The 23,811-nt window shown below is 53.9% G+C and carries 24 protein-coding genes; 13 read left to right on the forward strand and 11 right to left on the reverse strand.

The genetic code is table 11. The annotated features are described in order from the left end of the window. The first annotated feature begins 88 nt into the window (after positions 1-88). From KP814_RS33315 to KP814_RS03715, 8 genes are all read left to right on the forward strand, one after another. Positions 89-235 carry a lipoprotein gene (locus KP814_RS33315; RefSeq protein ID WP_370454906.1) on the forward strand — a complete coding sequence of 49 codons (147 nt, stop codon included), beginning with the start codon at positions 89-91 and terminating at the stop codon, positions 233-235. 76 nt (positions 236-311) lie between these two features. After that, positions 312-1,583 carry a diaminopimelate decarboxylase gene (gene lysA / locus KP814_RS03685; protein ID WP_216735482.1) on the forward strand — a complete coding sequence of 424 codons (1,272 nt, stop codon included), beginning with the start codon at positions 312-314 and terminating at the stop codon, positions 1,581-1,583. 12 nt (positions 1,584-1,595) lie between these two features. Continuing rightward, entirely contained in the window at positions 1,596-2,426 is an 831-nt protein-coding gene (gene dapF, locus KP814_RS03690; RefSeq protein ID WP_216735483.1) for a diaminopimelate epimerase, read from the forward strand. A 118-nt stretch (positions 2,427-2,544) separates the two neighbouring features. Beyond that, positions 2,545-3,276, forward strand: a complete 732-nt coding sequence (locus tag KP814_RS03695; RefSeq protein WP_216735484.1) for a DUF484 family protein — start codon at positions 2,545-2,547, stop codon at positions 3,274-3,276. Positions 3,277-3,318: 42 nt separating this feature from the next. Continuing rightward, the gene (gene xerC / locus KP814_RS03700; protein ID WP_305858120.1) at positions 3,319-4,218 is read left to right on the forward strand and encodes a tyrosine recombinase XerC; all 900 of its coding nucleotides are present in this window, start codon (positions 3,319-3,321) and stop codon (positions 4,216-4,218) included. 225 nt (positions 4,219-4,443) lie between these two features. Next, complete coding sequence (locus KP814_RS03705) at positions 4,444-6,189, forward strand: GGDEF domain-containing protein (protein ID WP_216735486.1); 1,746 nt, start codon at positions 4,444-4,446, stop codon at positions 6,187-6,189. Positions 6,190-6,411: 222 nt separating this feature from the next. Next, entirely contained in the window at positions 6,412-7,452 is a 1,041-nt protein-coding gene (locus KP814_RS03710) for a PleD family two-component system response regulator (protein WP_216735487.1), read from the forward strand. A gap of 153 nt (positions 7,453-7,605) precedes the next feature. Beyond that, the gene (locus tag KP814_RS03715; protein ID WP_011394293.1) at positions 7,606-8,229 is read left to right on the forward strand and encodes a response regulator transcription factor; all 624 of its coding nucleotides are present in this window, start codon (positions 7,606-7,608) and stop codon (positions 8,227-8,229) included. 268 nt (positions 8,230-8,497) lie between these two features. Here the strand turns inward: KP814_RS03715 and KP814_RS03720 are convergent, their stop codons facing one another. Together KP814_RS03720 and KP814_RS03725 are read right to left on the reverse strand one after the other, a co-directional pair. Next, positions 8,498-10,498, reverse strand: a complete 2,001-nt coding sequence (locus tag KP814_RS03720) for a hybrid sensor histidine kinase/response regulator (protein ID WP_216735488.1) — start codon at positions 10,496-10,498, stop codon at positions 8,498-8,500. A gap of 331 nt (positions 10,499-10,829) precedes the next feature. After that, positions 10,830-11,063, reverse strand: a complete 234-nt coding sequence (locus KP814_RS03725; RefSeq protein ID WP_216735489.1) for a DUF2789 domain-containing protein — start codon at positions 11,061-11,063, stop codon at positions 10,830-10,832. Positions 11,064-11,380: 317 nt separating this feature from the next. On the opposite strand from KP814_RS03725, the gene KP814_RS03730 reads away from it, so the two are divergent. Together KP814_RS03730 and KP814_RS03735 are read left to right on the forward strand one after the other, a co-directional pair. Then, positions 11,381-13,867, forward strand: coding sequence for an ATP-binding protein (locus KP814_RS03730; RefSeq protein WP_371824026.1), 2,487 nt, complete (start codon positions 11,381-11,383; stop codon positions 13,865-13,867). Between the two features lie 174 nt (positions 13,868-14,041). Further along, positions 14,042-14,407, forward strand: coding sequence for a hypothetical protein (locus KP814_RS03735; RefSeq protein ID WP_216735491.1), 366 nt, complete (start codon positions 14,042-14,044; stop codon positions 14,405-14,407). Between the two features lie 28 nt (positions 14,408-14,435). Here KP814_RS03735 and KP814_RS03740 read toward each other — a convergent pair whose 3' ends face one another. The 5 genes from KP814_RS03740 to KP814_RS03760 all read right to left on the reverse strand — a co-directional run bounded on the left by KP814_RS03740 (position 14,436) and on the right by KP814_RS03760 (position 17,126). After that, a complete protein-coding gene (locus KP814_RS03740) occupies positions 14,436-14,675 on the reverse strand; it encodes a CPXCG motif-containing cysteine-rich protein (protein ID WP_216735492.1) in 240 nt (79 codons plus the stop codon). Between the two features lie 32 nt (positions 14,676-14,707). Continuing rightward, positions 14,708-15,499: a hypothetical protein gene (locus tag KP814_RS03745; RefSeq protein ID WP_216735493.1), complete on the reverse strand. Its 792-nt coding sequence runs from the start codon at positions 15,497-15,499 to the stop codon at positions 14,708-14,710. Between the two features lie 68 nt (positions 15,500-15,567). Next, positions 15,568-15,861 carry a DUF2470 domain-containing protein gene (locus KP814_RS03750; RefSeq protein ID WP_127968028.1) on the reverse strand — a complete coding sequence of 98 codons (294 nt, stop codon included), beginning with the start codon at positions 15,859-15,861 and terminating at the stop codon, positions 15,568-15,570. Between the two features lie 103 nt (positions 15,862-15,964). Further along, on the reverse strand, positions 15,965-16,516 hold the full coding sequence (locus KP814_RS03755; RefSeq protein ID WP_216735494.1) for an alpha/beta hydrolase: 552 nt from the start codon (positions 16,514-16,516) through the stop codon (positions 15,965-15,967). Positions 16,517-16,568: 52 nt separating this feature from the next. Next, positions 16,569-17,126, reverse strand: coding sequence for a thioredoxin family protein (locus tag KP814_RS03760; RefSeq protein ID WP_216735495.1), 558 nt, complete (start codon positions 17,124-17,126; stop codon positions 16,569-16,571). Between the two features lie 99 nt (positions 17,127-17,225). Between KP814_RS03760 and KP814_RS03765 the strand changes: the two genes are divergently transcribed. After that, the gene (locus KP814_RS03765; RefSeq protein WP_216735496.1) at positions 17,226-17,819 is read left to right on the forward strand and encodes a hypothetical protein; all 594 of its coding nucleotides are present in this window, start codon (positions 17,226-17,228) and stop codon (positions 17,817-17,819) included. Positions 17,820-17,844: 25 nt separating this feature from the next. On the opposite strand, the gene KP814_RS03770 is transcribed toward KP814_RS03765, so the two are convergent. The 3 genes from KP814_RS03770 to KP814_RS03780 form a co-directional block, all read right to left on the reverse strand. Continuing rightward, positions 17,845-18,291, reverse strand: coding sequence for a hypothetical protein (locus KP814_RS03770; RefSeq protein ID WP_216735497.1), 447 nt, complete (start codon positions 18,289-18,291; stop codon positions 17,845-17,847). An 11-nt stretch (positions 18,292-18,302) separates the two neighbouring features. Continuing rightward, the gene (locus KP814_RS03775; RefSeq protein WP_216735498.1) at positions 18,303-18,968 is read right to left on the reverse strand and encodes a GntR family transcriptional regulator; all 666 of its coding nucleotides are present in this window, start codon (positions 18,966-18,968) and stop codon (positions 18,303-18,305) included. Positions 18,969-19,446: 478 nt separating this feature from the next. Beyond that, entirely contained in the window at positions 19,447-20,481 is a 1,035-nt protein-coding gene (locus KP814_RS03780; protein ID WP_216735499.1) for a Glu/Leu/Phe/Val dehydrogenase dimerization domain-containing protein, read from the reverse strand. Between the two features lie 374 nt (positions 20,482-20,855). Between KP814_RS03780 and KP814_RS03785 the strand changes: the two genes are divergently transcribed. Continuing rightward, positions 20,856-21,677 (forward strand): hypothetical protein, encoded by an 822-nt coding sequence (locus KP814_RS03785; protein WP_216735500.1) that lies wholly within the window; start codon positions 20,856-20,858, stop codon positions 21,675-21,677. Continuing rightward, positions 21,655-22,509 carry a fructosamine kinase family protein gene (locus KP814_RS03790; protein WP_216735501.1) on the forward strand — a complete coding sequence of 285 codons (855 nt, stop codon included), beginning with the start codon at positions 21,655-21,657 and terminating at the stop codon, positions 22,507-22,509. Before KP814_RS03785 ends, KP814_RS03790 begins: the two co-directional genes overlap by 23 nt. 9 nt (positions 22,510-22,518) lie before the next feature. On the opposite strand, the gene KP814_RS03795 is transcribed toward KP814_RS03790, so the two are convergent. Beyond that, positions 22,519-23,463, reverse strand: a complete 945-nt coding sequence (locus tag KP814_RS03795) for an NADP-dependent oxidoreductase (protein WP_216735502.1) — start codon at positions 23,461-23,463, stop codon at positions 22,519-22,521. Positions 23,464-23,811: the final 348 nt, after the last annotated feature.

Here is a 23,811-nt window from a genome sequence, read left to right on the forward strand (position 1 = left end):
CGGCGGCGGTTCTATTGTGTTCAGGACTGTTTCTATTGTGTTACTGCGCCGTTATACTGGCGGAATTTGATTAATTCCGGGATGGGTTATGCGCGCAATCGGCGTGATCTTGTTGGTATACGCTTCTACTTGGTTAATGTCCTGCGGTCAGAAAGGTCCTTTGCAACTACCTGATCAGCAGACATGGCGGAGCGGGGACGTCCGCATTGAGTTGAAAGCGCCGTCGGGGTTTTGACCTCGGCCAGGATCAGGCCCGGCCACTGAGTCGTCAGGGGCCAGAGCGACACCCGTTCCGCAGCTTGAGTTGACCTATGGACCACTTTGAATATCGCAATCATCAGCTCTTCGCTGAGGACCTTTCCGTTCAGGAAATCGCCGAACATTACGGCACGCCTTGCTATATCTACTCCCGGGCCACGCTGGAAAGGCATCTGAAAGCCTATCAGACTGCGATGGACGGCTATCCCCATATGATTTGCTACGCCGTCAAAGCGAACTCCAATCTCGCAGTATTGAATGTACTGGCGCGATTGGGCGCGGGTTTCGACATCGTTTCCATAGGCGAAATGGAGCGGGTGCTGGCGGCGGGCGGCAAGCCAGAGCGAATTGTCTTCTCCGGCGTCGGTAAGCTGGAGCATGAAATGCGCCGCGCGCTGGAAGTGGGCGTGCATTGCTTCAATGTGGAGTCCGAGCCTGAGCTGGAAAGATTGCAACAGGTCGCCGCGGATATGGGCAAAAAAGCGCCAATCTCCATTCGCGTCAATCCAGATGTGGACCCGCAAACGCATCCTTACATCTCCACTGGACTTAAAGAAAACAAGTTTGGCGTCAGCATTGATGAAGCGCTGGAGCTTTATCGCTCAGCGGCTGTGTCGCCGCACCTGGACGTCATTGGTATTGACTGCCATATCGGTTCGCAACTTACTCAGATCAGTCCGTTCCTGGATGCGCTGGAGCGCGTGCTGAATATCATTGAGACATTGCGCAACGAAGGCATTCGCCTCAAGCATCTGGATTTGGGCGGCGGCCTGGGGGTCACCTACAACCAGGAAACGCCTCCGCATCCCAACGAGTACGCCCGCGCCGTCATGGAGCGCCTGAAAGGCAGCGGCCTGACGCTGGTGCTGGAGCCGGGGCGTTCCATCGCCGCTAACGCTGGCCTGATGGTCACCCGCGTAGAGTACCTGAAGCATAACGGCCACAAAGATTTCGCTATCGTCGATGCGGCGATGAACGATCTGATTCGCCCGTCTCTGTACGGCGCCTGGCAGAATATCGTGCCGGTACGGCAGCACAGCGAAGGCAAAGAAGCGCGTTATGATATTGTCGGTCCGGTATGCGAAACAGGGGACTTTATCGGCAAAGAGCGTCTCTTAAACCTGAAACCAGGAGACCTGTTGGCGGTGCGTTCCGCAGGGGCTTATGGTTTCGTGATGAGTTCCAACTACAACTCTCGCGGTCGCGCTGCAGAGGTGATGGTGGATGGCGACAAGCATTACCTTGTGCGTCGTCGCGAAACTATCGAGGAGTTGTTCGCGGGAGAGTGCGCGCTGCCGGAGAGCGCTTCGGTAAAACCTGCATAAAAGTGAGCTGAAATGTTAATAAAGTTCACCAAAATGCATGGTTTGGGCAACGACTTTATGGTTGTCGATCTGATTTCCCAGCATGCGCACTTCCGTCCGGAGCAAGTGCGTAGACTGGCCGATCGCAACTTTGGCATAGGCTTCGACCAGCTGCTGATCGTAGAGCCGCCGGGACGTCCCGATGTGGACTTCAGATACCGTATTTTCAATGCCGATGGCTCTGAAGTGGAGCAATGCGGCAATGGCGCTCGTTGTTTTGCGCGCTTTGTTAAAGAAAACCGCCTGACCAACAAGAAAAGCATCCGTGTGGAGACCAAAAAAGGAGTCATCGAGCTGGTCGTTAACAAGGATGGCTTGGTGACTGTGGATATGGGCGCGCCCAGACTGACTCCGGCGGATATTCCTTTTATCGCCGATTCACAGGAGTCGATTTACCCGATCGAAGTCAACGGCGTGATGTATGAGATCAGTGCGGTATCCATGGGCAATCCGCACGGCGTACTGGTGGTGGATGATGTAAATAAAGCCCCGGTGCACAAATTGGGCAAAGCGTTGGAAAATCATCCGCGCTTTCCAGAACGCGCCAATATCGGATTTTTACAGGTGGTTCACCGCCGCTTTGCTAAGCTTAGAGTGTTCGAGAGAGGCGCTGGTGAAACGCTGGCCTGCGGAACTGGCGCCTGCGCGGCGGCGGTGGCGGGCAGGCTGCGCGGCCTGTTGGATCGCAAGGTGGAGATCAAGCTGCCAGGCGGCAACCTCAAGATAAGCTGGGAAGGCGAGGGCCATCCGGTCATGATGACCGGGCCGGCGGTGCGCGTTTTTGATGGTCAGGTAAGGATATAGCTCGGCAGGGACACTGACAGGAATAAAATAGACGGACTATTAATCAAACGTCAGGCATACAACCGGAACTCGCTAGCCCTGATGGGCGCTAAACAGAGTTCCGGCAGTGGAGTGGTGAATGAATAATCAGGCAAAGCGCAGTGACGAAAATCCGGCGCTGACAGCAGAAGCTGTGGTGGCTTACCTGCGTGAGCACCCCAACTTTTTTGTTGAGCATGAAGATCTGCTCAATGAAATAAGGCTGCCGCACCGGTCCGGCGCGGCGATTTCCCTGGTTGAGCGACAAATCAGCCTGTTTCGGGAACAACGCGATCATTACGAGCGGCAACTGTACGATTTGATTGATACGGCGCGTCAGAACGACCGTTTCTTTGAAAAGAGCAAACGTTTGCTGATGAACTTGCTGGAAGCGCGTTCTCTGGACGAAGTGGTTATTGTTCTGGAAGACAGCTTCACCGGCGACTTCCAGGTGGATTTCTGTAGCTTGGTGCTGTTCGCCGAGCATAAAGACTTCCCGATCAGCAATGTTTCCACCGCTTCGCTGACGGAATGCTCTGATGCGCTGGGTGAAGAGCTGTTAAACAGCGTCAAGGCGGTTTGCGGCAATATGGAGCCCAAGCAGCTGCAGGTTTTATTTCCTCACAATCATGCTGAGATTGCGTCCTGCGCGGTTATTCCCCTTAGGTACGGCGATTTGCTGGGAATGCTGAGTATCGGCAGTCGCAATGAGCGTTATTTCAATACCAGCATGGGATCGTTGTTCCTGTCATATATCAGTGAGTCTCTTAGCCGGATGCTACCGCCTTTATTGGCGAAAGAGGGGCGGGGAGACGAGCATTTCCCGGATTAGTCACTGGTTGCGAGTCTTGCGGTCGGAGAGCCCTCAATGAGCTTGTCCACACAAGTAGAGGCGTTTATTGCCTATCTGCATAGCGAACGCCGCTATTCCGTGCATACCGTCAGCAACTACAATCGAGATCTACGGCGCGTCGTCGCGTATTGTGAAGGCAGTGGCGTCGCTAACTGGAAAGACCTGCATACGCCACAGCTACGTCAGGCTCTCAGCGAGTTTCACCGACGTGGACTCGGCAGCCGCTCCCTGCACCGTCTGCTGTCTACAGTCAGACGTTTTTACGAATACCTCTTGCGAGAGCGTGTCGTATACGAAAACCCCGCCAATGGCGTACGCGCTCCGAAAATGACTAAACGCTTGCCGGCGACTATGGACGTCGACCAGGCCAAGCAGCTGTTGGATTCGCCAGTAGAAGACGAAGAACTGGAAATACGCGATCAGGCGATCGCCGAATTATTCTATACATCCGGCATGCGCTTGAGCGAGTTGGCGGGGCTGGACTTGACGCATTTAGACTTGAGTGAGGGCTTGGCCAGAGTGCTGGGTAAAGGCGGCAAAGAGCGTCTGGTGCCTGTTGGCGGCCAAGCCCGCAAGGCGCTACAGGATTGGCTGCAGGCGCGTGCGTCGCTGGCGGGAGCGGGAGAGCCGGCGGTCTTTGTCAGTCTGCGAGGAACCCGTTTGTCCCGCCGCAGCATACAAGCCCGGCTGCGCCAATGGGCGCAAAAGAAAGGCTTCAGCGGTCGCTTGTATCCTCACTTATTTCGCCACTCTTGCGCCAGTCACCTGTTGGAATCCAGTGGCGACCTGCGAGCCGTACAGGAATTGCTTGGGCACGCTGATATCTCTACTACGCAGATCTATACCCATTTGAATTTCCAGCATCTGGCGGAAGTCTACGACAAAGCCCACCCTCGCGCCCGCAAGCGTAAGTCCGATTAGTCTTTACGCCGAGATCGTTCTCCCTAAAAAAACGGCCCTAACGTCCGCATTTGCGACCGTCTCTTGGTTAGCGTTCAATGTTTTAGAAACCGCCTATACTCATAGTGAACCGGGTAAGCATTGATGACGGCCTACCCGACGCCGGCTTTACTTTACGTTCAGTGTCCAGGTGTCCGAGGATTACTGAATGCACTGCTAACATCATGAAAAATAAATCCTTTCTTCATGGCTTCTGAAAACGATCGTTGGAAAAAAAAGTATTTCGATAAGCTGGATGAGTTCGAGCAGTTGGAGTCCGGGCTTAAAGAACGCATTCATGTACTGGAGCGTATAGTTGTCCGCGTCAGCTTGGCGGCGGAAGGCGTGGACAAAGATCTGGACCGGGAACTGGAAGCGCTGCGCAATATTCTGAGAAGAGAAAACGGAAGCTCTCGTGAGCTGAATCAACAGCTGGAAACCATAGAGAAACGCGTGTTGGCGCTGGATCAGCACAAGCAGGCGATCTCCAGTGGCGTGTTGGAGGCCTTGGGGGAATTAATAGAGCAGCTATTGCAGCAGAATGTTTCGCGTGAGGCGCGCAAGCAGCTAAAAAAATATGGCAAACAACTCAGGGATCGAGTGGAGGATCTGCGACATTATCCGCAGTTATTGAAGGAGTTTTCGCAGCTGCAGGCGGCGGCGCTGCAGGAGCTGTTTACCGACTCAGATGGACGTAAGGACAAGAAAGAAGGCTTTTTAAGCCGGCTATTCGCTAATCGTGAAGGCGGCGGAGAGAGCGTTGCACAAGAAGAGCTGGAAGACGAAACTGCAGCTCCGCCGCAGCAAACGCCACCTCAGGATCCAGAAGAGAGTCGCTATGCACTGGAAGTAGGGCAGGACGCAGCGGCGACCACTTTAGGCGGGGAAAACTTCGAACCTGGCTTTTCCGCAATCGCCGATCATGTGTGCACGTCTTTGAATCATCTCATTGATCAGTTGGTGTTGCCGCCAAACATGCTGGGAGATTCAGAGAAACTAAAGAACAAAATCAGCGCGGGCCTGAACTGGTATGAGCTGGCCCCAACACTGGACGATGTGGCTGCGCTGGCGATTGCGGCGGTCGGTCGGGGACAACGGGAGTTTGAGAGTTTCCTGAAGGCGCTGGATGAACGCTTGGCCAGCATTCAGAATTTTCTCCAGGGAAGCCAGGCTAATGTTCAGGAGTCGCGAGACAACAATGCGGAGCTGGAAAAAAGCGTGCGGGAGCAAGTGACTTCCATGCAGGAAAACGTGCGGGGAGCGACAGACATAGACTCGTTGAAATGCTCTGTGCAGCACAACCTGGATACGCTGATTTCTTCCATCGATCGTTTCATGCACAAAGAGGCTGATCGAGAGGCGCGTCTCAGCGAAGAAGTTGAACTGCTGCACCATCGTCTGCGGGAATTGGAGAGCGAGTCCGGCGAAGTACGCGAACGTTTGGAGATAGAGCGCGCCAGGGCGCTTACAGACGCCCTCACAGCGCTTCCGAACAGGGAAGCCTATGAGAATCGCGTGCGCGATGAATTTGAGCGCTGGCGGCGTTATGGTAATCCTCTGACGCTGGTGGTGGCGGACATCGACCGTTTCAAAGAGGTGAATGACAAGTTCGGACATCTTGCGGGAGATAAAGTCATTCAACTGATAGGCAAGGAGATCTCACGGCGAATACGCAAAACGGATTTTATCGCCCGCTATGGCGGTGAGGAGTTTGTCGTCCTGTTGCCAGAGACGCCAGCCAGTATCGCTGCGGAAGTGATGGATAAGACCCGTGAGATGATCTCCCGGCTACCCTTTCATTTTCGTAATGAAAAAGTTCGCATTACCATGTCCTTTGGCGTCTGCGAGTTTCACGGCGACGCAACGGTGCAGGGGGTGTTTGAGAAAGCGGATCAGGCGCTTTACAAAGCCAAGCGTGGCGGCCGTAATCAGGTGCAAATTGCGGGGGTATGAAGCGTAAGCATTTTGCCTTTTGCAATAGCCGGTTAGTTATAGGCGTTAGTTTTTAGTGTGCACTCCGTCACGGTTCTGCTAATGGGATAGTCCTTTCGGGTTAGGTTAAACGGGATGAATCATCCTTCGGGCTTATTGTTTGGGTCGTAAACTTATGTAACATTTTGTGATTAGCTAAGTGGATAGTTAGCATTAATCTAATGTTGCTTATAGGGTTTCCCCATGTCACGCGAGTCCTCCAAACATCAAGACGCAGGTCTGTTTAAAAGACTCTTGTCAAAGCTTGGATTAGCGAGTGGTCGTTCTGGCGGCCGGGATGGAGCCCAAATCAATTATGAACTCAATTGGGAAATGAGCGCCATGGAGGCGTTGCGGGTGAGTACGCTCGGCTACGCTTCACCAGCAGCCACAAGTAAACTGGTGTCTTCGCAAAGCGAGACGCTGAAACCGGCCGCTCATTCCGATATGCCGACGTCGCAACCGGTAATGTCGCCAGCCAAACAAGCCGTGAGGCCAGATGCGCAGTCTGTCATGGTGGTGGATGCTTCCGACAACCTGCATGCGACACTCGAGAAGTTATTCGAACACATGGGCGTGCGGTTAGTTTCCGCACGCAGCGGCGCTGAAGCGCAGCGCCTTATAAATACGATCAAGCCCGCTTTGATTTTGGTGGACGCCGCTCTCCCGGATATGGAATGGGCGCGTTTGGCGACTTGGATTCGCCGTAACGAACAGCTTACTGAATCCCCCATCGTGTTGATGGCGGAGGACGATAGGGAGTTAGAGCATGTGTCTCATCCCTGGCTGGAGATCAACGACTTTCTGCTCAAGCCGTTCAACTTATATGGCTTGCAGGATATGTTAAGTAAATACTGTCGGCTTTCGGCGAATGTCGCTAAACCGGCGGTGCGTGGCGTACTGGGGTTGGTAGTCGATGACGATGAGCAGCGTTTGGTGTTACGACGCTTTCTTAGTCGCAAAGGCTATCATGTACCAGTAAGTTGCTCGCCGGACGCCAGGGAGTGCTGTCTGTTATTAAATGGCTCCAAGGAAGTAACCAGTTGGCTCGTACAGATACAGGACGAGGATAAATGTATCGAGGTCGTTAGCGAATTCGACTCGCTCTATGATGCGCCAGTGCTAGTGGGACTGGAAATGGCGCCCGACAGTTCTCAGACCGGCAAGGAGCGTGGGAACTGGGAGTCGAGACTGCTGGACAAGTTGTCCAGAGTGGCGGCCAAGGATGAACTGGATGCCGCTTAAGACATCGAACAGGTCAAAAAAACGATAGATTAATTATTAGTCACAAACAGGAGTTTGCTATAGTTTAGGTATGTGTCCGATACGCATAGGCAATACTCGCATAAGCAAGCATACTGCTGTTTGTCTGAACCCTTAATTCAACGCCAAGTAACCATGAACAACAGATTCGTAATTACTGACGACCACGGCATTTTTCGCAGTGGTTTAAAACTGATCATTAGTGGTCTGTATCCTGATGCAGAAATCCTGGAAGCCGCCTCGGGATCGGAAGTGTTTCGGTTGCTGAACGCCAACACTGACGTGGATTTGGTGTTGCTGGATCTCAGCATGCCGGATAGCCAGGGGCTTGAGTTGTTACGCAAACTCAAGCAAGAGTTTGTCATGACCCCCTTCGCTGTTATTTCCGCCAGCGAGGAAGCGGCTTTGATTCAGGGCGCAATTCAATTAGGCGCGCTGGGTTATGTCCCCAAATCCTCATCGAATGCGGTTATCGCCAGCGCAATTCAGCTGATGCTTTCCGGCGGCGTTTATATTCCACACGAATTGCTGCGCACCGGACACGACGAAGGCATGCCCACAGGCGACATCTGTTTGACTCCGCGTCAACATGAAGTTTTGGGTCTGTTGGCGGAAGGGATGTCCAATAAGCAAATCGGCACTAAGCTAAGCATCGCGCCAGGTACTATCAAGGCGCACATTGCTGCTATTTTCAGAGAACTGAATGCCGCTAACCGCACCCAGGCGGTTCATCGCGCCAGAGAATTGAAGTTACTCTAATAACTTCTCTGCGCCATACGCTTCCCGTAGCCTTTGCGTCCTCGCAGAGCTGCGGGTAGCTCCTGTTTATACTCTACTCCCCCCAATCCATAATCGTCTTCCACAGCCACAGCCACAGCCACAGCCACAGCCACAGCCACAGCCACAGCCACAGCCACAGCCACAGCCATGACCCAGCTCAGTGGGCTTACTCGTTAGAAAGGTAAACCTATTGTGGAGGATGGTTGGTTCTCAGGAAGCTCAAAAGAGCTTCCTGATCCAGAAGTTATTACGAAGTCTGAGGCGCGCCCATTTTCAATACGGACATGCAAACCGAGCGTAATTGCGCGGGTTTGATCGGCTTGTGCAGTAGAGGGTAGGGCGAGTCGTAAGCCAGTTTCACCCTGTCCGGCGCTGTATCCCCTGTTATCAAAAGGGAAGGAATATTAGAGCGGAAGTGCTGATGCATGCGTTGAATCGCGTCAAGACCGGTGACGCCAGCCTGTAGACGCAGATCGCTGATAATCAGATCCGGCTTTTGCTTATAGGACTTACAAAGATCCAGCGCTTCTTCGATGGACTTCGCGAGTATCGGTTGCAGTTGCCATGACTCCAATAGCGCTTTCATTCCCAGCAGGATAGAGGCGTCGTCATCGATCACCAGCACTCTTTCATAGCGCAGTGGCGCAACAGTCGCCTTGGGTGGCGCGGGGCGCTGTGACTTGTTCAGTCCAAGCGGCGCGATGATCTCAAAGCGGGTGCCTTGCTCCAGCTGCGAAGAGAAGCGAATTGGATGATTCAGCAACTGACAGGTGCGTTTGACGATGGATAAGCCAAGTCCCAGGCCTTTACTGCGATCCCGTTCAGGATTGCTCAACTGCACGAACTCTTTAAATACGGAGCCTTGATCGTCCGGCGGAATGCCGGGACCGCTATCCCAGACCAGCAGACGGGCTCGTTTGCCTTCACGCTTGCAACCAATGAAGATAAATCCGCTTTCTGTGTATTTAATGGCGTTGGAAACCAGATTCACCAACACCTGCTCAAGCAAATGCGGGTCGGAATAGATGAATGAGCGGCTGGGAACAATCCGCAAGTCCAAACCTTTGTCCATCGCCTGCTGGCGGAAGACCACTTCCAGGCGGTCATAAATACGCTGTAGCGGGAAGTGTTCCTTCTTCGGCTTGAGTACGCCGGCTTCCAGCTTGGAGATATCCAGAAGTGAGTTGAACAGCTCTTTCATGGTTTCCAGGGAGCGCGCCAGATTGCGATGTATATCTTGCGCCTGTCTGGTGGTCAGTTGCGGCTGCAGGGCTTCGATAAACAAGCTCATGGCGTGCAGCGGCTGACGCAAGTCGTGGCTGGCTGCCGCCAAAAAGCGGGTTTTATCCTGGTTGGCTTTCTCCGCCTCCCAACGCGCCTGCTTGGCCGCCAGAGCGGAAGCTTTGGCGTCGAACTGTTGTTGCACGAACTTTTTGTTCAATTCCACCAGCTCGGATGTGCGTTCATGCACCAGCTTTTCCAGATGACGGCGGTGAGTTTTTATTTCGTCTTCGATTTCTTTACGGCGTCGTAGCTGTGAATCAATGCCCAGCAACATCTGGTTAATATGCGAGGCCAGTACGTCCAGCTCGTCCTGAATGCGCAGGGCTCCACGTAAGGGGAGCAAATGTCTGGCGGGGCGATTGTAGTTAATCTGCGCCAAGCGCTGCAGGATGCCGTGTAGAGGGCGTTCAATGGCCTGGCTCAGTTGAATGCTGTGGAACAAGTAAAGGATGATGAGACAGGCCAGTCCGGTGCTCCAAAGAGGCAGCGTTTGCTGAGCGAGTTCTTCCATCAATACAGCGGACTGCAGCTCTACCCAAAGCTCGCCTTTTGTTGCGTTTTGAGGCGTTGTCGTGGCGGTCGGCAATTCAAAGAGTTGAGAGCCGATTACGGGTAAGAAGCCGAATATGGCGTGCCAGGGCCTGCCTTCCTTTCGCTCGATTTCGTAGCGCAGCAATACTGCGCCCTGCTTTTCCCGCAGAATGGCTTCACGCAACGGCAGCAGCTTATTGAGAGTCTGTAGAGTGGCGATGGCTTGCGACTCGTTTTTAGCCGCTAGCGCTGTGGCTAGATCGTCCTGGATGATAGAGACGCTGTTGTTCATGGCGCTACGCCACTTCTGTTCCAGCGTCAGCCAGCTCAACGCCAGCATGACACAGGCCAGTAACATGCCGAACAACAGGTAGGCCAACAGGGTTCTGCGCCTTAGCCGATGCGAAATGTATTGCTGATTATTGAGATTCATCGTGACGCCGCGCTGAGCTGTGAATTGGGAGTGGCATTGTGTAATCCGGTCAACTTCTTATAGCGCAAAATAATTATGGAGGCTCAGCCCCGAAACGCTCGCCGTGACAGTCGGTCAGGGCGTTGAAGATGTGTGCGGGATAACCGCGGCCGATTACAAACAAAGCCGGCGAATTGCGCATGATACTACGTCTGTCGGCAAGAATTAATCTCCCAACCCGTTTGGACTAGGCCCGTCTGGCGCGGCCTAGGCGGCTGTTTTGAAAATAAAACGTCCTACCAAACTGGCGCCATGTAAAGTGATAAAAAGTTCTTTCCTGGCAAGCGTCTACCTAGTGGCGAAGCAGGGCGTCGAGTTCGTCGATAGCCTCGCACCAGTCAGAGTCTTCCTCCCAGGCTTGGATGATGAACTCACGTTGCGCTTCATTCCAGAATGGCGCTTCGGCCAGGGAAACTGCGCTGTTTAGTGGGCTGTGACTGCTAATCCATTGTTTTACATGGGCTGGGTCGTTTTCCAAGCCTAGTTGGGCGAAGAGCGTATTCATATTATGGGTCGATGTATCCATCAGACGTCTCCACTTAAAGTTTGTGTCGAGCTTGTGATCAGCATCTCAATCCGTCCGCCGCAGCACTCAAAGTATAGGCGAAGTTCAAGCACAGCGGCCAATTGCGGGCGGCTGTCAATAATGCTCAATCGTGCCATAATGTTACCCGCTCCGGCCGCAGGGCTTCGCCGTCATTTTCTGAGCCGGGCGCCAGATCACAAGGGGACAGGGCGGGTGACTATCCGTTTTAATTCAAATCTATTGTTCTGCACGAGCTTGTCGGCATGAGGGCGAAGCGATGCGTCGTTCGTCAACAGCTTTGGTCGACGCGTTTAGGCGTGGCGCTTTTGCTTCTGCTATGGGGATGTCTGGCGCCGGTGAGCGCAGATGAAGGCGCTGCGGATATTCTGACCCCGTTCGAGCGTTCCTGGCTGCAAGCGCACCCCAATATCCGCATTGCGGGCGATCCCCACTGGCCTCCTTTTGAAATGATCGATGAAGAAGGCAATTACCAAGGCATCGTCGCGGACTATATTCAGCTGCTTGAGCAGCGCCTGAATTATCGTTTTGAGCGCACCCGTCGTGAGAACTGGACCGCCACTCTCGGCGCTATGCAGACTCGGGAGCTGGATGTTATCGCAGCCGTCGCGGTGACGCCTCGCCGAGAGGGGCGCATGCTGTTCTCCGAGCATTACCTTTCATATCCGATTGTGATGGCGGTCCGTGATGAAATGCGCTTCATCGGTTCTCTGGAAGAACTGGATCGGGAGCGCGTCGCTGTCGTTAAAGATTACGCCAGCCAGGACTTTCTGCTGATCAACCATCCCAATCTAAATCTGGTGTTTGTGGACACGCTGGAAGAGGGACTGCTGGGCGTCTCCAATGGAGATATAGATGTTCTGATCAGCAATATCCCCAGCATCAGTTATCTGGTCAACCATCTTGGCGTCAGCAATATCAAGCTGACAGGCATCACTCCATACACCTATGACATAGCAATTGGCGTGCGGTCGGACTGGCCGATCTTGACGCGGATTCTGGACAAGGGGCTGAACACTATCACCACCGAAGAGCAGGAGGCGATCTACAAAAAATGGATCACCTTCAGCTACGAGGAAAAAATCGATTATGCGCTGGTCTGGCGCATCACTACCGTAGCGGTCGTGGTCATCATTATCTTCCTGTATTGGAACCGTAAACTATCTCGGGAAGTAGCGGAGCGGATTCGTTCTGAAGAAGCGCTGCGCAAGAGCGAAGAGCGTCTGCGGGCGGCGATGAAACACGCTGAGCATCTGGCGAAAGCAGCGGATTCCGCCAACAAGGCGAAAAGCGAGTTCCTCGCCAATATGTCCCACGAAATTCGTACACCGATGAATGCGGTTATCGGGTATACCGAGCTGCTGGAAGGACTGATCCATGACGCCAAGCAGAAATCTTACCTGGACGCTATCAAGAAGGGCAGCCGCGCTCTGCTGACCATCATCAACGATATTCTTGACTTGTCAAAGGTGGAGTCCGGCAAGCTGCGCATCGAATACGCACCACTGGACCCGCACCGTTTATTGCAGGATGTGGCGCAGATATTTTCCGCTCGAATCTCGCAGAAAAAGCTGGATCTGCGCATTGTGCTGGATGATCAGTTGCCGCACTCGCTGGTGCTGGATGAAGTGCGTCTGCGGCAGGTGATATTCAATCTGGTGGGCAACGCGATCAAGTTCACCCATGAGGGTTATATTTCCCTGAGCGCTAAGGCGTCTTCCATTCCCGGCGATGATGATCACATTGAGCTGGAGATTGCGGTTGAGGACAGTGGCATTGGCATTGCCCAGGATCAGCAGGCGCGGATATTCAATGCATTCGAGCAGCATGAAGGGCAGAGTAATCGTCAATATGGCGGCACAGGACTTGGTTTGGCCATCAGCAAAAAGCTGGTGGAGATGATGAACGGAGAAATTGGCCTTAAAAGTGAGCTGGGCAAAGGCTCCCGTTTCGAAATTCGCCTGCATCACGTTTCTGTCAGCCAGCGTAAAGAAGAGAACAAATACGAGTTGCGCTCCGCCAAGGCTCCGCGCTTCCGTCCGGCGAAAATTCTATTGGTGGACGATGTGGAGACGAACCGCAAGTTGATCAAGGAATTCTTCAGTGGGACGGAGCTGCTCATTACGGAAGCCTGTGACGGACGCGAGGCGCTGACGCTGGCGCGTCAGGAGAAGCCGGATCTGATTCTCATGGACCTGCGTATGCCGCGCATGGACGGTTATGAGGCGACTCGCCTGCTCAAGCAGCATCCGCTCACTGCTAAGATACCCGTCATCGCTTTGACTGGCTCCACACTGGCGGATGAGTTTGTGCGTATCGATCAGCTTGGTTTCGCGGACGCCTTACGCAAACCGATTGAACGCGCGCTGTTGTTTAACGTGTTAACTCAATATCTGGCGGTGGTAAAAGCCAAGAAAGCGAAGGTGGAAAGTCCACCAGTGCGTGAGCGAGCGAAACCAGAAGCCAAAGTGAAGCAGACGACTGAAGCGCAAGTAAACGCCATGGCGCAGCAGAAATTGGCGTCGGAGTTGAAGCAGGAGTTGTGGACCGATTGGGAAGACTTGAAAGACAGTGGCGATCTGCAGCGTGTGCAGGAGTTCGCCAGTCGTCTCAGCGCCATGGCTGAGACTTATGCCCATGAAGGATTGGAAGAGTACGCCCGTTCGCTGTCGACTCTGGCGTCTCAGTTCGATCTGCAGGGATTGCAGGCGCAGTTGGCGGCTTATCCTCAGGAGGTGGAAAAGCTGATGTCGGAAGCGGATGATGGAGTCAAAAATACCGCATAACCTGTAGTAAGCACCCTAACTGACGGGAGATTGACGTAGTTTTTCTTCTCTTGCAGTCAAGTTTGCGTCGACTTTGTAAACCAATGAAAAACACGTTGGTTCGAGGCGATGCGATGAACAAGTTTGGCTAATAATTATGCAGTGTTCATTTGAACGCTTCAGGGGAGAAGGTCAATGGTACGTCAATGGTTCTTTGTTTTGATGATTTCCATCGGTTGCGCCCCAGCCGTTTTCGCAGAGTCGCCTACCCGACAGCTGCACTTGGCTCTTGCTGACATGGAGAGAATCAGCTCGGATATGTATTTCATTGGTTATCAGAGCGTGGAGCTCAGTCAGCCCGATCAATACGGTGTGAAGAAATACATGGTGTTGGACTTTCGGTTCGCTGAGCAATTGGCGCACAAAGATACCAACGCCCAGGTACGGCGAATTTGCCGGCGGGTGCTTGATAATCCCGTACTGCTGAAGGACCTGTCCTCGATGGGATACGAAATGGTGTCGGTGGCCTTCGACGAAGCCGACCAGTTCGATTGTCTCTGATTTACGTCAGCCGGCGCGGAAGCGTCGGCTACGCCTCATCCTCGCTTCTGACGCTCAAATCCAGCACTTCCCCTTCATAGCTGCAGGTTACGTGCATGGACATGGAGCGGCAGCAGACACGGCAATCTTCGTAATAATCCTGAATCTCGGTGGAGCAGTCGACAGCGACAGTTTGGGTTTCTCCGCAATAAGGACAGGAAACCTCACAGTAACGCAACATTTCTACTTTCTCGGGCAAATACAGATAGGTATTTAAGTGATAGATCAAAAATTGCGCTTAGGCAAGCGCATTCGGCTTTATCACGCATTCCGCACCGTCCGCTGGCGCATGAGCCCCAGCAACATAAGGTAAAGCGTGGCGGCGGCGAAGCCGGCGAGCGTGCCCGTGAGGACTCCCAGGCTGGCGTAGGTCAAAGCCACCGTCAGGGTGTATGCGAGCAGAGAACCGAGTCCAATGGGGTAGAACTTGATGAGGGTGCGAGCTGGCTCTGGCCCATAACTCAGGTGAACGATGAGCAGAAGAGGAAGAAAGGTCACCGGGAACGCTGCAAACAGTCCCGCCAATAAGGTATCGCCCAGATAGGCTAAGGCGGTAATCGCCAGCACCAGGACTGATGACAGAAAGCCGCGCAGAAATAGCACCGGATAGGTCAGGCGCGCTGAGGCGGCGATGTTCACTGAAGGGATATTTCTATAGGCGACGGCGATCAATGTGACGCCCACGCCGGCTACCGCCAGATTACGCCACAACCCCCCACTGATCAGACTGAGTGCGCCATTCGCCACAATAAACGCCAGAATGCCCGCCAGCGGCGCCAACACTGCGGAATAGGGGAGTTTGAGGCAGAACAAATAGGTGGTAGTCATCGCCAGCGCCGCCAGGAAACCAAGTAAAGCATGAGAGGCGCTGGCGGCGGCGAACCCTGGCCCCTGTTCTATCCCAATAAACGCCAATGCGATGGCGGTGCCCAGAGGAAAACCGGACAGCAGTCCGGCGGTGCGAGTGCTTACTCTCTCGGCGACCCAGGCCAAGCCCATTACCGTCGCCACAGTGGTGACAACTTTGGCTGCCTGCAATATCAGGATGTCCACAAGAGGGCTCTGATGACAGCAGATGCAAAAGCCGTTTTGAGATGGCGCGTTTCTATGGAGTCCGGCCTCTAGTAACTCTTCTCACTGGCGAGTCCGGCTTTGGCCTGTTTAGCCATTTCCACCAGAACTTGTCGCGCCTCATCCGTTGAATGAATCGAGCGAATCAAGGGGACGGACAGTTTGCAGGAGAGACTGTGAGCGATCACCTGCAGATAAAGCTCGTGGCTGGTGATCTCCGTCAGCTCTGCGGACACCACGTCATGGACGCCGCCATAGTAGCGAACGTAATTACAGAGGGTCTCTGCGTGGTCGTCGTTCATGTGTTGAATAATGCCGGCTACGTCTTGGGTGGAAAGGGTCATAGCTTCAAGTTCCGATGGTTATTAATATGGCAATGATATTGGCATGTTAATAATCAGGCGCTGTCGCTTCAGACAAATAGAAGGAAGCTATTTGTCTGCCTGATTAATCGTATGCTTTGGCGGCGCTATAACAGGTCGCTTGCAGCCTATTTCCGACGTCGCGCAGCCGCGCTGTCAGGAAATCCTCGAACCAGCCGCCGATTTGCGGCAGGCTGATCAGTAAACGATGGTTGTCATCGACAAAATGCAGAGTGCAACGATGCTGGCTTCCCCATTTGAGCACATTTTGCGGCTCAATCAGATGGTCCCGCCAGCCATGCATAACTTCCGTATGCGGCGCAGACGGCTCCAGCCAGGGTTCTGCATAGCCGGGCAGGCCGATCGCCGGGGCCAATAAAAACAGGCCTTCGACGGGATGGTCCCGGGAAACTTTCAGCGAGACATAAGCGCCCATACTGGAGCCCACCAGAATCAAACGTTCGTCGCCGGGCAGTTGTTTCAGCAAATGCTCCGCTCGCTCATCAGGGTCAGACATGCCGCGATAATCCACGCTGGTGATGGAGAAGCCCATGCGTCCCGCGATATCCGACAAATACTGAATCTTTCCGCCCCAGGGACCGCTATCCCGGCCGTGGRAAAAAATGACCCGCCACATTGTTTATCCTGTCGCTTCTTCCAAATTTGTCGAGAGTAAGGCGTTACAACCGTTAAGCGTCGCGCCACTTTATATTGCAGCCCATACTCGGGCGTTGATCAGAGGCAATTTCGCCGCCGTTTAATAGCGCGTCCACCGCCTGACGTAAATCTTTTCCAGTAATGGGCTTGTCGGAGCCGGGACGGCTATCGTCGAATTGCCCCCGATAAACCAGGCGACGTTGGGCGTCGAACAGAAAAAAATCTGGCGTGCAGGCGGCGTGATAGGCTTTGGCGACTTCCTGCGTCTCGTCGTATACGTAGGGGAACACATATTTGTAGCGCGCCACTTCCAGCGCCATGTTTTCCGGGGAATCCGCCGGGTAGGCGCTGGCGTCGTTGGCGTTGATGGCGATGACGCCAAGGCCCTTGGCGGCGTAGTCGCGGGCGAAATCCGCCAACGCTGTTTTCAGATGGATGACATAGGGACAGTGATTACAGATGAACATCACCAGTAGCGCAGGATCGTCGCTGAAATCCGCCAGCGACCAGTGGCGTCCCTGAGTATCGCTAAGATTAAAGTTCGGCGCGCGGGAGCCCAGTGCGAGCATGGTGGAAGAGGTCAGGGCCATTGTAGTCTCCTTCTTTGTTTTCCTGGGGGAATTTAGCGTATTGACTGGCAAGGCTGACGGGTAGAGTTTACCATTAAAAAGAAACTGAAGGAGATATGAGTGGCGCAATACGAATTGGTGTTTACTGGCGGCTTGGTGGACGGTTTTTCCCTGGACCAGGTCAAGGAAAATGTCGCTAAGTTATTTAAGGCGTCGCCTGCGCAGGTGGACCAGATGTTCTCCGGTAAGGCTGTGGTGCTGCGCAATCGCCTGGATGACGTCACCGCCCAGAAATACAAAGCCGTACTGCATAAGAACGGCGCCGTTTGTTTGATTCGTGAAATGGGCGCGCCGGAGGCCTCAGAGCCTGCGCCAGCGCCAACTGCGCCTCCATCCGCGCCAGCACAGCCCGTTGTTCGCGAACCCGCGCCGCAGGCGGCTGCGCCCGTCAAGCCGGTTAAGTCTTCTGCGCCAACAGGCGGTCTGCCTGTCGCTGGTGAGAAGGTGGATGAGATTCTGTCAGATGTGAATTGGGATATCGCCCCGGTCGGGACCGCGATGGCCGAGCATCATGAGACTCCGCCTCTCCCTGAGCCGGATTTGTCGCACCTGCAACTGGCTCCTACCGGCAGCGATCTTGGACAGAAGAAAAAAGATCCGCCGCCGCCAGCTCCCGACACCAGTCACCTCAAGCTGGAAGAACCCCGCAAATAGGATTTCAGCCCTTTAAACGCCCGGCTTAATGCAAAGGCCCCATCAGCTCGTAGAATTCTTCAGGGCAGGGGCCGCTGTATTTTTTATAGCGAATCGCTCGAAATTCCTCTCCTAGCTGCGGCCTCGGCGTTCCCGACGGCGTCGGATAGATAAACTTCAGATCTCCGGGATAAAAGCTCATCAGCCACTGGCGGGGATAAACCTCCAATACTTCCGCGACGCCTTTTAGCGGACGGAAGACGCAGGTTTCTTTCTGCTTTGGTTTGCTCCGACGAGCCGGCGGTTTGGGCTCTGGCGCTTCCGGTTCGGGAGCGGGCTGCGCCTCTTCGACAGCCGGCATTTCCGGCTGTGGTTCGGGGGCGTCGGGTTGCGTGGTTTTTCCGGCGCAGCCAGCCAGTAGCGCCAATCCGAGCATCAGCGGCAACGCTTTTCCATATCTGGAAGAATAAGGCCGCGCTAAACGACCGATCATCTGTTCTGTTCTCACCGCCGCGTCTGCGCTCTCACACACTCAATAACTTGCTGACGCTGGCTTTCCGCATAGGAGGCCAGGATGGATTGCAGGCTGTGTTCGTCACGTTGATGGATGGCGTCCAATGAGCTGCGCATGTAAGACAGATTGTCTTCTATGATTTTGGGGCCCTGACGCAAGGCCATAAAGCTGCAGCGCTTGGCGGACGGCCAAAGATCGTTGACCATGTTGATAATGAAATAGTTATCCGCATAGACCAAAGAGGCTTGTGTATATTCGACGCCGATCTTATGGAAGTTCAGCAGATCGCCTTTTTCGAAGCAGTTTTTCATCTGCGTATATAGCGATTCCAACCGTTCCATATCATGAGGACGCCAGCTACGCACCAATTTGACGCCGGTGTGACCCAATATCAGCAGCAGGGTTTCATACAGGCTATCGACAAAGTGCTCGTTCAACTCCGTGACGAAAGCGCCTTTGCGAGGCACGTTGGTCACAAGGAAGCGCTTTTCCAGCAGCAAAAGCGCTTCCCGGATGGAGCCGTGGCTGACTTCCAGCTCTTTGGACATGGCGTTCTCGAAGATTCTTTGGCCGGACTGCAACTGGCCGAGCACGATGAGATCTTCCAAATGCTGGGCGACCTGCTCGGTCAGCGTCTCCTTGGGTTTGAACGTCATTTTTACCCCGATGCGGGCGAAAGAAAGATGGGATAGGGTTACAGGGCGCTAATGGTTGCATAGAAATTGCTTGAAGAAAACCGCAGAAGCCGCAACCTGCGGGCGGTTTACGGTTTTAACGGATAACAAAGCGTTCTCAATAAATAACTTAAAGTTATATGGAACGGCGCCGATAACTCTGAAGCAGACTGTGCGTTTCTATAAAGCCTCAGGCAAAAAAAAGCGGAGCCGCATCCGGCTCCGCAAGCGCAGCAGATAAAGAACGTTCCCATACACGTCGACTACACACGAACGAGAGCAATCGCCAGTGTCTGACGCTCAATCGGGGGCGTCCTTATAAACCAGTGTAGACCGTTCCCGGTCATTTACCATCTGGGAAATTCCCCGTTCGCCCCGTCATTAGCGGGCGGACGGGGAATTGACTCCGTATTTTTCCCGTTTTATGCGAATTTGTGTTTTAGCGAAGCTCTATTTCGTATTAAGCAGCTTCGGAAAGTCCTTGATAAAGCCGCATTTCCGCCAATTGGTCAGCAATTTCACTGGTTGGCGCGCGCTGTTGTTCTGATTGAGTAAAGATTTCTGTCAAGGTGTTGGCGATTCGCGCTGTTTTGTCGTCAATGAGTAACTGTTTATTGCCGCTGTGATGCAGCGACGCATAAATCAGGCCTCCGGCGTTGATGACGTAATCCGGCGCGTACAGAACGCCGCGCTGGTGGAGCGCGTCGCCGTGGCGGGTTTCGCCGAGCTGGTTATTCGCTGAACCGGCAACAATAGCGCAATGAAGCTGCTCCAAGGTTTTATCATTGATGACGCCGCCAAGGCCACAGGGGGCAAAGACGTCGCAAGGCGTGCGATAGATATCCGCAGGACTTGTCGCTTCCGCATTGAACTCTTCCTTTACGCGTTGGATGCGGGTGGAGTCGATATCCGTGACGACCAGTTTGGCGCCGGCCTGATACAGAAACTTGCATAGAAGGTAGCCGACATTGCCGACCCCTTGTACGGCGACTTTTACGCCGCCCAGGTCGCGCTTGAGCTTGTAAGCGACGGCGGCTTTGATGCCTTCAAATACTCCGCGGGCGGTGTACAGAGACGGATTGTCCTCGTCGCTGGTGCTGGTGACGTGATTGGTCTCGCGGCGGATGTAATCCATTTCCCGGGCGCTGGTGCCGGAATCGATCGCGGTGATGTAGCGTCCGTTGAGAGATTCAATAAAGCGGCCAAATGTGCGGAAAAGCTTTTCCGCATCGTAAGCGCCTTTGGGTTTCATGATGACGGACTTGCCGCCGCCCTGTTCCACGCCCGCCAGCACAGCTTTGTAGCTCATGCCTCTGGCCAGCCTAACGGCGTCCAGCAGGGCCGCCTCCGTGGAATCGTAAGAGATAAAACGGCATCCGCCCAGGGCGGGACCGAATCGGGTATTGTGAATAGCGATAATCGCTTTGAGCCCACTGTCTGCATCGTCTCTGACATGCAGTTCGTTGACTCGATATTTGTCGAGCAGATCAAACATGACTGCACTCCTCTTAAAAACTCACGTTACAGCTAAGTGGGAAGGAGACTTGTGGTCGCCGCGCCTTGCTGGAGCCGTGAAAGGTGATAACCTCGCGTTAACAGAGGAAACGCGCTTTTTTATTTTGGGCGGATGTGTCTTGCTGTATGAAGCTAAGACTCCGCGTTAGGAGTTATTTCCCGCACTAAAGACGGGTCATAACCTCGTTTGAGTATAAAACGACCCGGCCGCTTAATAAACCCGCTGCCAGGTCCGGAAAAAATACTGGCGCAGTGACAGAGCGGAGCGGCTTGGCTATGCTCTTAGGTATCGGAGAAACCCATTAAAAATAAATAATTAAGCTGGCGCTCCAAAGCGTAGAGGAGATTCCGGCCGTGCGTACGATTGAAGAACTTGCGCTGGCGAATGAATTGATGAAATGGGCGTACGTGAAGAAACTCACGTTGCACCCTGACTCTGAGGATTTATCCGCCATTCTCGAACAGCACCCTAAATTAGTGGTGGCGATGAATCATGGCCCGGCGCTTGGCGCTCTGGCGGCGGCGATTGCCCTGATGCACGCGTATTTGCGCAGCGGAGGTGAAGAGCGTGTGCCTTTTGCGTTGACCTGGCGAGGTTACTATCAGGCGCCTGTGCTGAAGCAGTTTTTTACGATGCTGACACAGGTTGATCGCGCCTTGTCGTTCAATGATGTCCTGCGGCTGATGCGGGCCAGCCGCTACACGGATTGCCTTATCATGCCGGAAGGCGAGAATTGCAGCTTCGGCGATGGCCTGAACGTGCAGCCTTTCCTGAGCCCACGCTTTATTGAGCTTTCCTTGCGGTCGCGCGCGCCATTGTTGCTGTGTCTGCATCAGGGAGCGGAGTCCTGGGCCAGATCGGTGCGCATCCCTCCATGGCTATTAGGCGTGGGGAGGCTGTTGCCCAGAAACATGGAGCAGCGGCTGCGGGATTCGCGCATGCTCAGCATTCCCCGTTTCCCGCGCAAACTCAGTAATCTGAATGTGATGTTCCGACTTTATCATCCTCGCCTGTTGGAAAAAGATCTCAGCGACGACGCCTCGATCAGGACGCGTCAGCTCTGGCAGGAGGCCTGGCAGATCCACGCTGTCATGCAATCCCATATTGAAAAAATGGCGCAGGCGACGGCGCCCAGCTTACATGGAAATGATTATGAACTTCACTCAGGAGGTTAGCGCGTGGCTGTCGGAGAATGGATATGGCGAGCTTGAGTCGTCGCAGTCCGTGGGGGGAGGGTGCATTAATCAAACCCTGGAGATTCACACCAGCCACAAAGAGCGGTTCTTCCTGAAATATCATGGTTCGCCGCCGGTAGGAATGTTTTCGGTGGAGGCGCGTTCACTGGATATACTGCGCGAAGCCAAAGGCGTGCGCGTTCCGGTGGTGATCGCCAATGCGGAGCATTATCTACTGCTTGAATGGGTGGAGCCTCACGAAAGAGCGCCGGACTACTGGACTCGCTTTGGCGAGGGGCTGGCGAAGCAACATCAATCCGTTGCGCCGGAATTTGGTTTTGGATTCGCCACCTACTGCGGAACCACCTTGCAGCCCAATGATAATTACACCGACGGATATGTTTTCTTCGCACAGCAGCGTTTACTGTTTCAAGGGCAGCTCGCCTATGACAGCGGTAAACTGGATAGCGGCTCCATGTGGCGTTTGGAAGCCTTGTGTCGCAAGCTTCCCGAACTGGTGCCACAGCAGCCGCCATCGCTGCTGCATGGTGATTTATGGTCCGGTAATGCGCATCAGGATGAAAATGGCGCTCCCGTCTTGATTGATCCCGCCTGCTATTACGGCTGGCGCGAGGCGGAGCTGGGCATGACCATGTTGTTCGGCGGGTTTGGAGATGAGTTCTACGCCGCCTATGACGCGGCCTATCCGTTGGAAGAAGGTTGGCGCGACAGAGTCGACATCTACAACCTTTACCATTTACTGAATCATCTCAATTTATTTGGTGGTGGCTATTCCGGGCAGGTGCAGCGCATATTGGGCGCGTACACCTGATTGGCGCGTTTAGTCCATCGTCAGTACGATTTTGCCGCGTACGTGTCCGCCTTCCAACATTCGATGGGCCTCCGCCGCTTGCGCCAGCGGGAAGGTCGCTTGCACTTCCACGCGCAACTTTTCCTTGGCGGCTGAGGTCAATAACGCCTGCAGACGACGCGGGTCGGGATGTACGGTATAGCCGCTGGCCTGTTTCCCCTGGACCTTAGCCGCGTCGCAAATAGACGTGGCGCTGATGGTCGGCAAGGTCACCAATGCGCCTTTGGGGGAGAGGAAATCCAATGCCGCCAAGCCCGTTTCTCCGCCTACAGCGTCAAAAACGAAGTCCATATTGCGCAGTTTTTCCAGCTCGTGCGGATTGTGGTAATCCACAGGAGTGACGCCCATGCTGTTCAGAAAATCATGATGGGGTTTTGACGCAGTGCCCCAGACATGAGCGCTTTTGCTCTTCGCCAATTGCGCGGCGAGATGCCCAACGCCGCCCGCCGCAGCCAGAATAACCACTTTTTGCCCTGCGCACAGCGCGCCGACTTCGAACAACCCCTGCCATGCGGTTAAGCCAGCCAAAGGTAATGCGGCGGCTTGCACATAGGAAAGCTCCGCAGGAATTTTGACCAGATTGTCGGTGGACAGGGCGATGTATTCACTGTAGCCGCCAGCGGGCAGAGGGAAATTTACCAGGCCGCAAACCCGGTCGCCGGGTTCAAAGGACAGGCCCGCGCCGTTCACTTCAACAATCTCTCCGGCGATATCGTACCCAGGCGTCCAGGGCATACGGGTTTTGACCTTCTCAGCCACGAAACCCAAGCCTCTGCGCGTTTTATAATCAATGGGATTGACGCCGCAGGCGCGCACTTTGATCAGTGCTTGATTGGGGGCGGGTGTTGGGATTTTCGCTTCGCTCAGTCGTAAAGTGGATGGGTCGCCAAATTCACTTATCTGGACGATCTTCATGGGGGAAATACCTCCTGTGAACAACCTCTAAAGACGGCCTCACTGCAGGTGAGTATTATTCTTTTGAGTTATTTAAACGTTATTTAATGCGGGCAAGTATACCTTTTCGGGGCGTCAGTTTCAGTGCGGCGGTGACCTTTATTTATTTGGGTTTTAATAGAAAAGACTTGACGCAGCGTTGAATTGCGGGTGGATTTTTAATTGTGAATGAATAGATTATTGTATATAGCGCATAAGTTATGCGGCGGATATGCAATGGAGCAGAAAGTTTGCGTGAGTAATCACCAGATTGAGATAGGTACTCCCCGCTCTGGGATTGTCGGGGGTTAGTGCTAAAATGCCGCTCAG

Source organism: Hahella sp. HN01 (assembly GCF_018986435.1).
GTDB lineage: Bacteria > Pseudomonadota > Gammaproteobacteria > Pseudomonadales > Oleiphilaceae > Hahella.

Excerpts from the sequence above, each read along its gene's own strand:
- KP814_RS33315 (WP_370454906.1), top strand. The coding sequence starts at position 89 with ATGCGCGCAATCGGCGTGATCTTGTTGGTATACGCTTCTACTTGGTTA.
- lysA (WP_216735482.1), top strand. The coding sequence starts at position 312 with ATGGACCACTTTGAATATCGCAATCATCAGCTCTTCGCTGAGGACCTT.
- dapF (WP_216735483.1), top strand. The coding sequence starts at position 1,596 with ATGTTAATAAAGTTCACCAAAATGCATGGTTTGGGCAACGACTTTATG.
- KP814_RS03695 (WP_216735484.1), top strand. The coding sequence starts at position 2,545 with ATGAATAATCAGGCAAAGCGCAGTGACGAAAATCCGGCGCTGACAGCA.
- KP814_RS03705 (WP_216735486.1), top strand. The coding sequence starts at position 4,444 with ATGGCTTCTGAAAACGATCGTTGGAAAAAAAAGTATTTCGATAAGCTG.
- KP814_RS03710 (WP_216735487.1), top strand. The coding sequence starts at position 6,412 with ATGTCACGCGAGTCCTCCAAACATCAAGACGCAGGTCTGTTTAAAAGA.
- KP814_RS03715 (WP_011394293.1), top strand. The coding sequence starts at position 7,606 with ATGAACAACAGATTCGTAATTACTGACGACCACGGCATTTTTCGCAGT.
- KP814_RS03720 (WP_216735488.1), bottom strand. The coding sequence starts at position 10,498 with ATGAATCTCAATAATCAGCAATACATTTCGCATCGGCTAAGGCGCAGA.
- KP814_RS03725 (WP_216735489.1), bottom strand. The coding sequence starts at position 11,063 with ATGGATACATCGACCCATAATATGAATACGCTCTTCGCCCAACTAGGC.
- KP814_RS03735 (WP_216735491.1), top strand. The coding sequence starts at position 14,042 with ATGGTACGTCAATGGTTCTTTGTTTTGATGATTTCCATCGGTTGCGCC.
- KP814_RS03750 (WP_127968028.1), bottom strand. The coding sequence starts at position 15,861 with ATGACCCTTTCCACCCAAGACGTAGCCGGCATTATTCAACACATGAAC.
- KP814_RS03760 (WP_216735495.1), bottom strand. The coding sequence starts at position 17,126 with ATGGCCCTGACCTCTTCCACCATGCTCGCACTGGGCTCCCGCGCGCCG.
- KP814_RS03770 (WP_216735497.1), bottom strand. The coding sequence starts at position 18,291 with ATGATCGGTCGTTTAGCGCGGCCTTATTCTTCCAGATATGGAAAAGCG.
- KP814_RS03775 (WP_216735498.1), bottom strand. The coding sequence starts at position 18,968 with ATGACGTTCAAACCCAAGGAGACGCTGACCGAGCAGGTCGCCCAGCAT.
- KP814_RS03780 (WP_216735499.1), bottom strand. The coding sequence starts at position 20,481 with ATGTTTGATCTGCTCGACAAATATCGAGTCAACGAACTGCATGTCAGA.
- KP814_RS03790 (WP_216735501.1), top strand. The coding sequence starts at position 21,655 with ATGAACTTCACTCAGGAGGTTAGCGCGTGGCTGTCGGAGAATGGATAT.
- KP814_RS03795 (WP_216735502.1), bottom strand. The coding sequence starts at position 23,463 with ATGAAGATCGTCCAGATAAGTGAATTTGGCGACCCATCCACTTTACGA.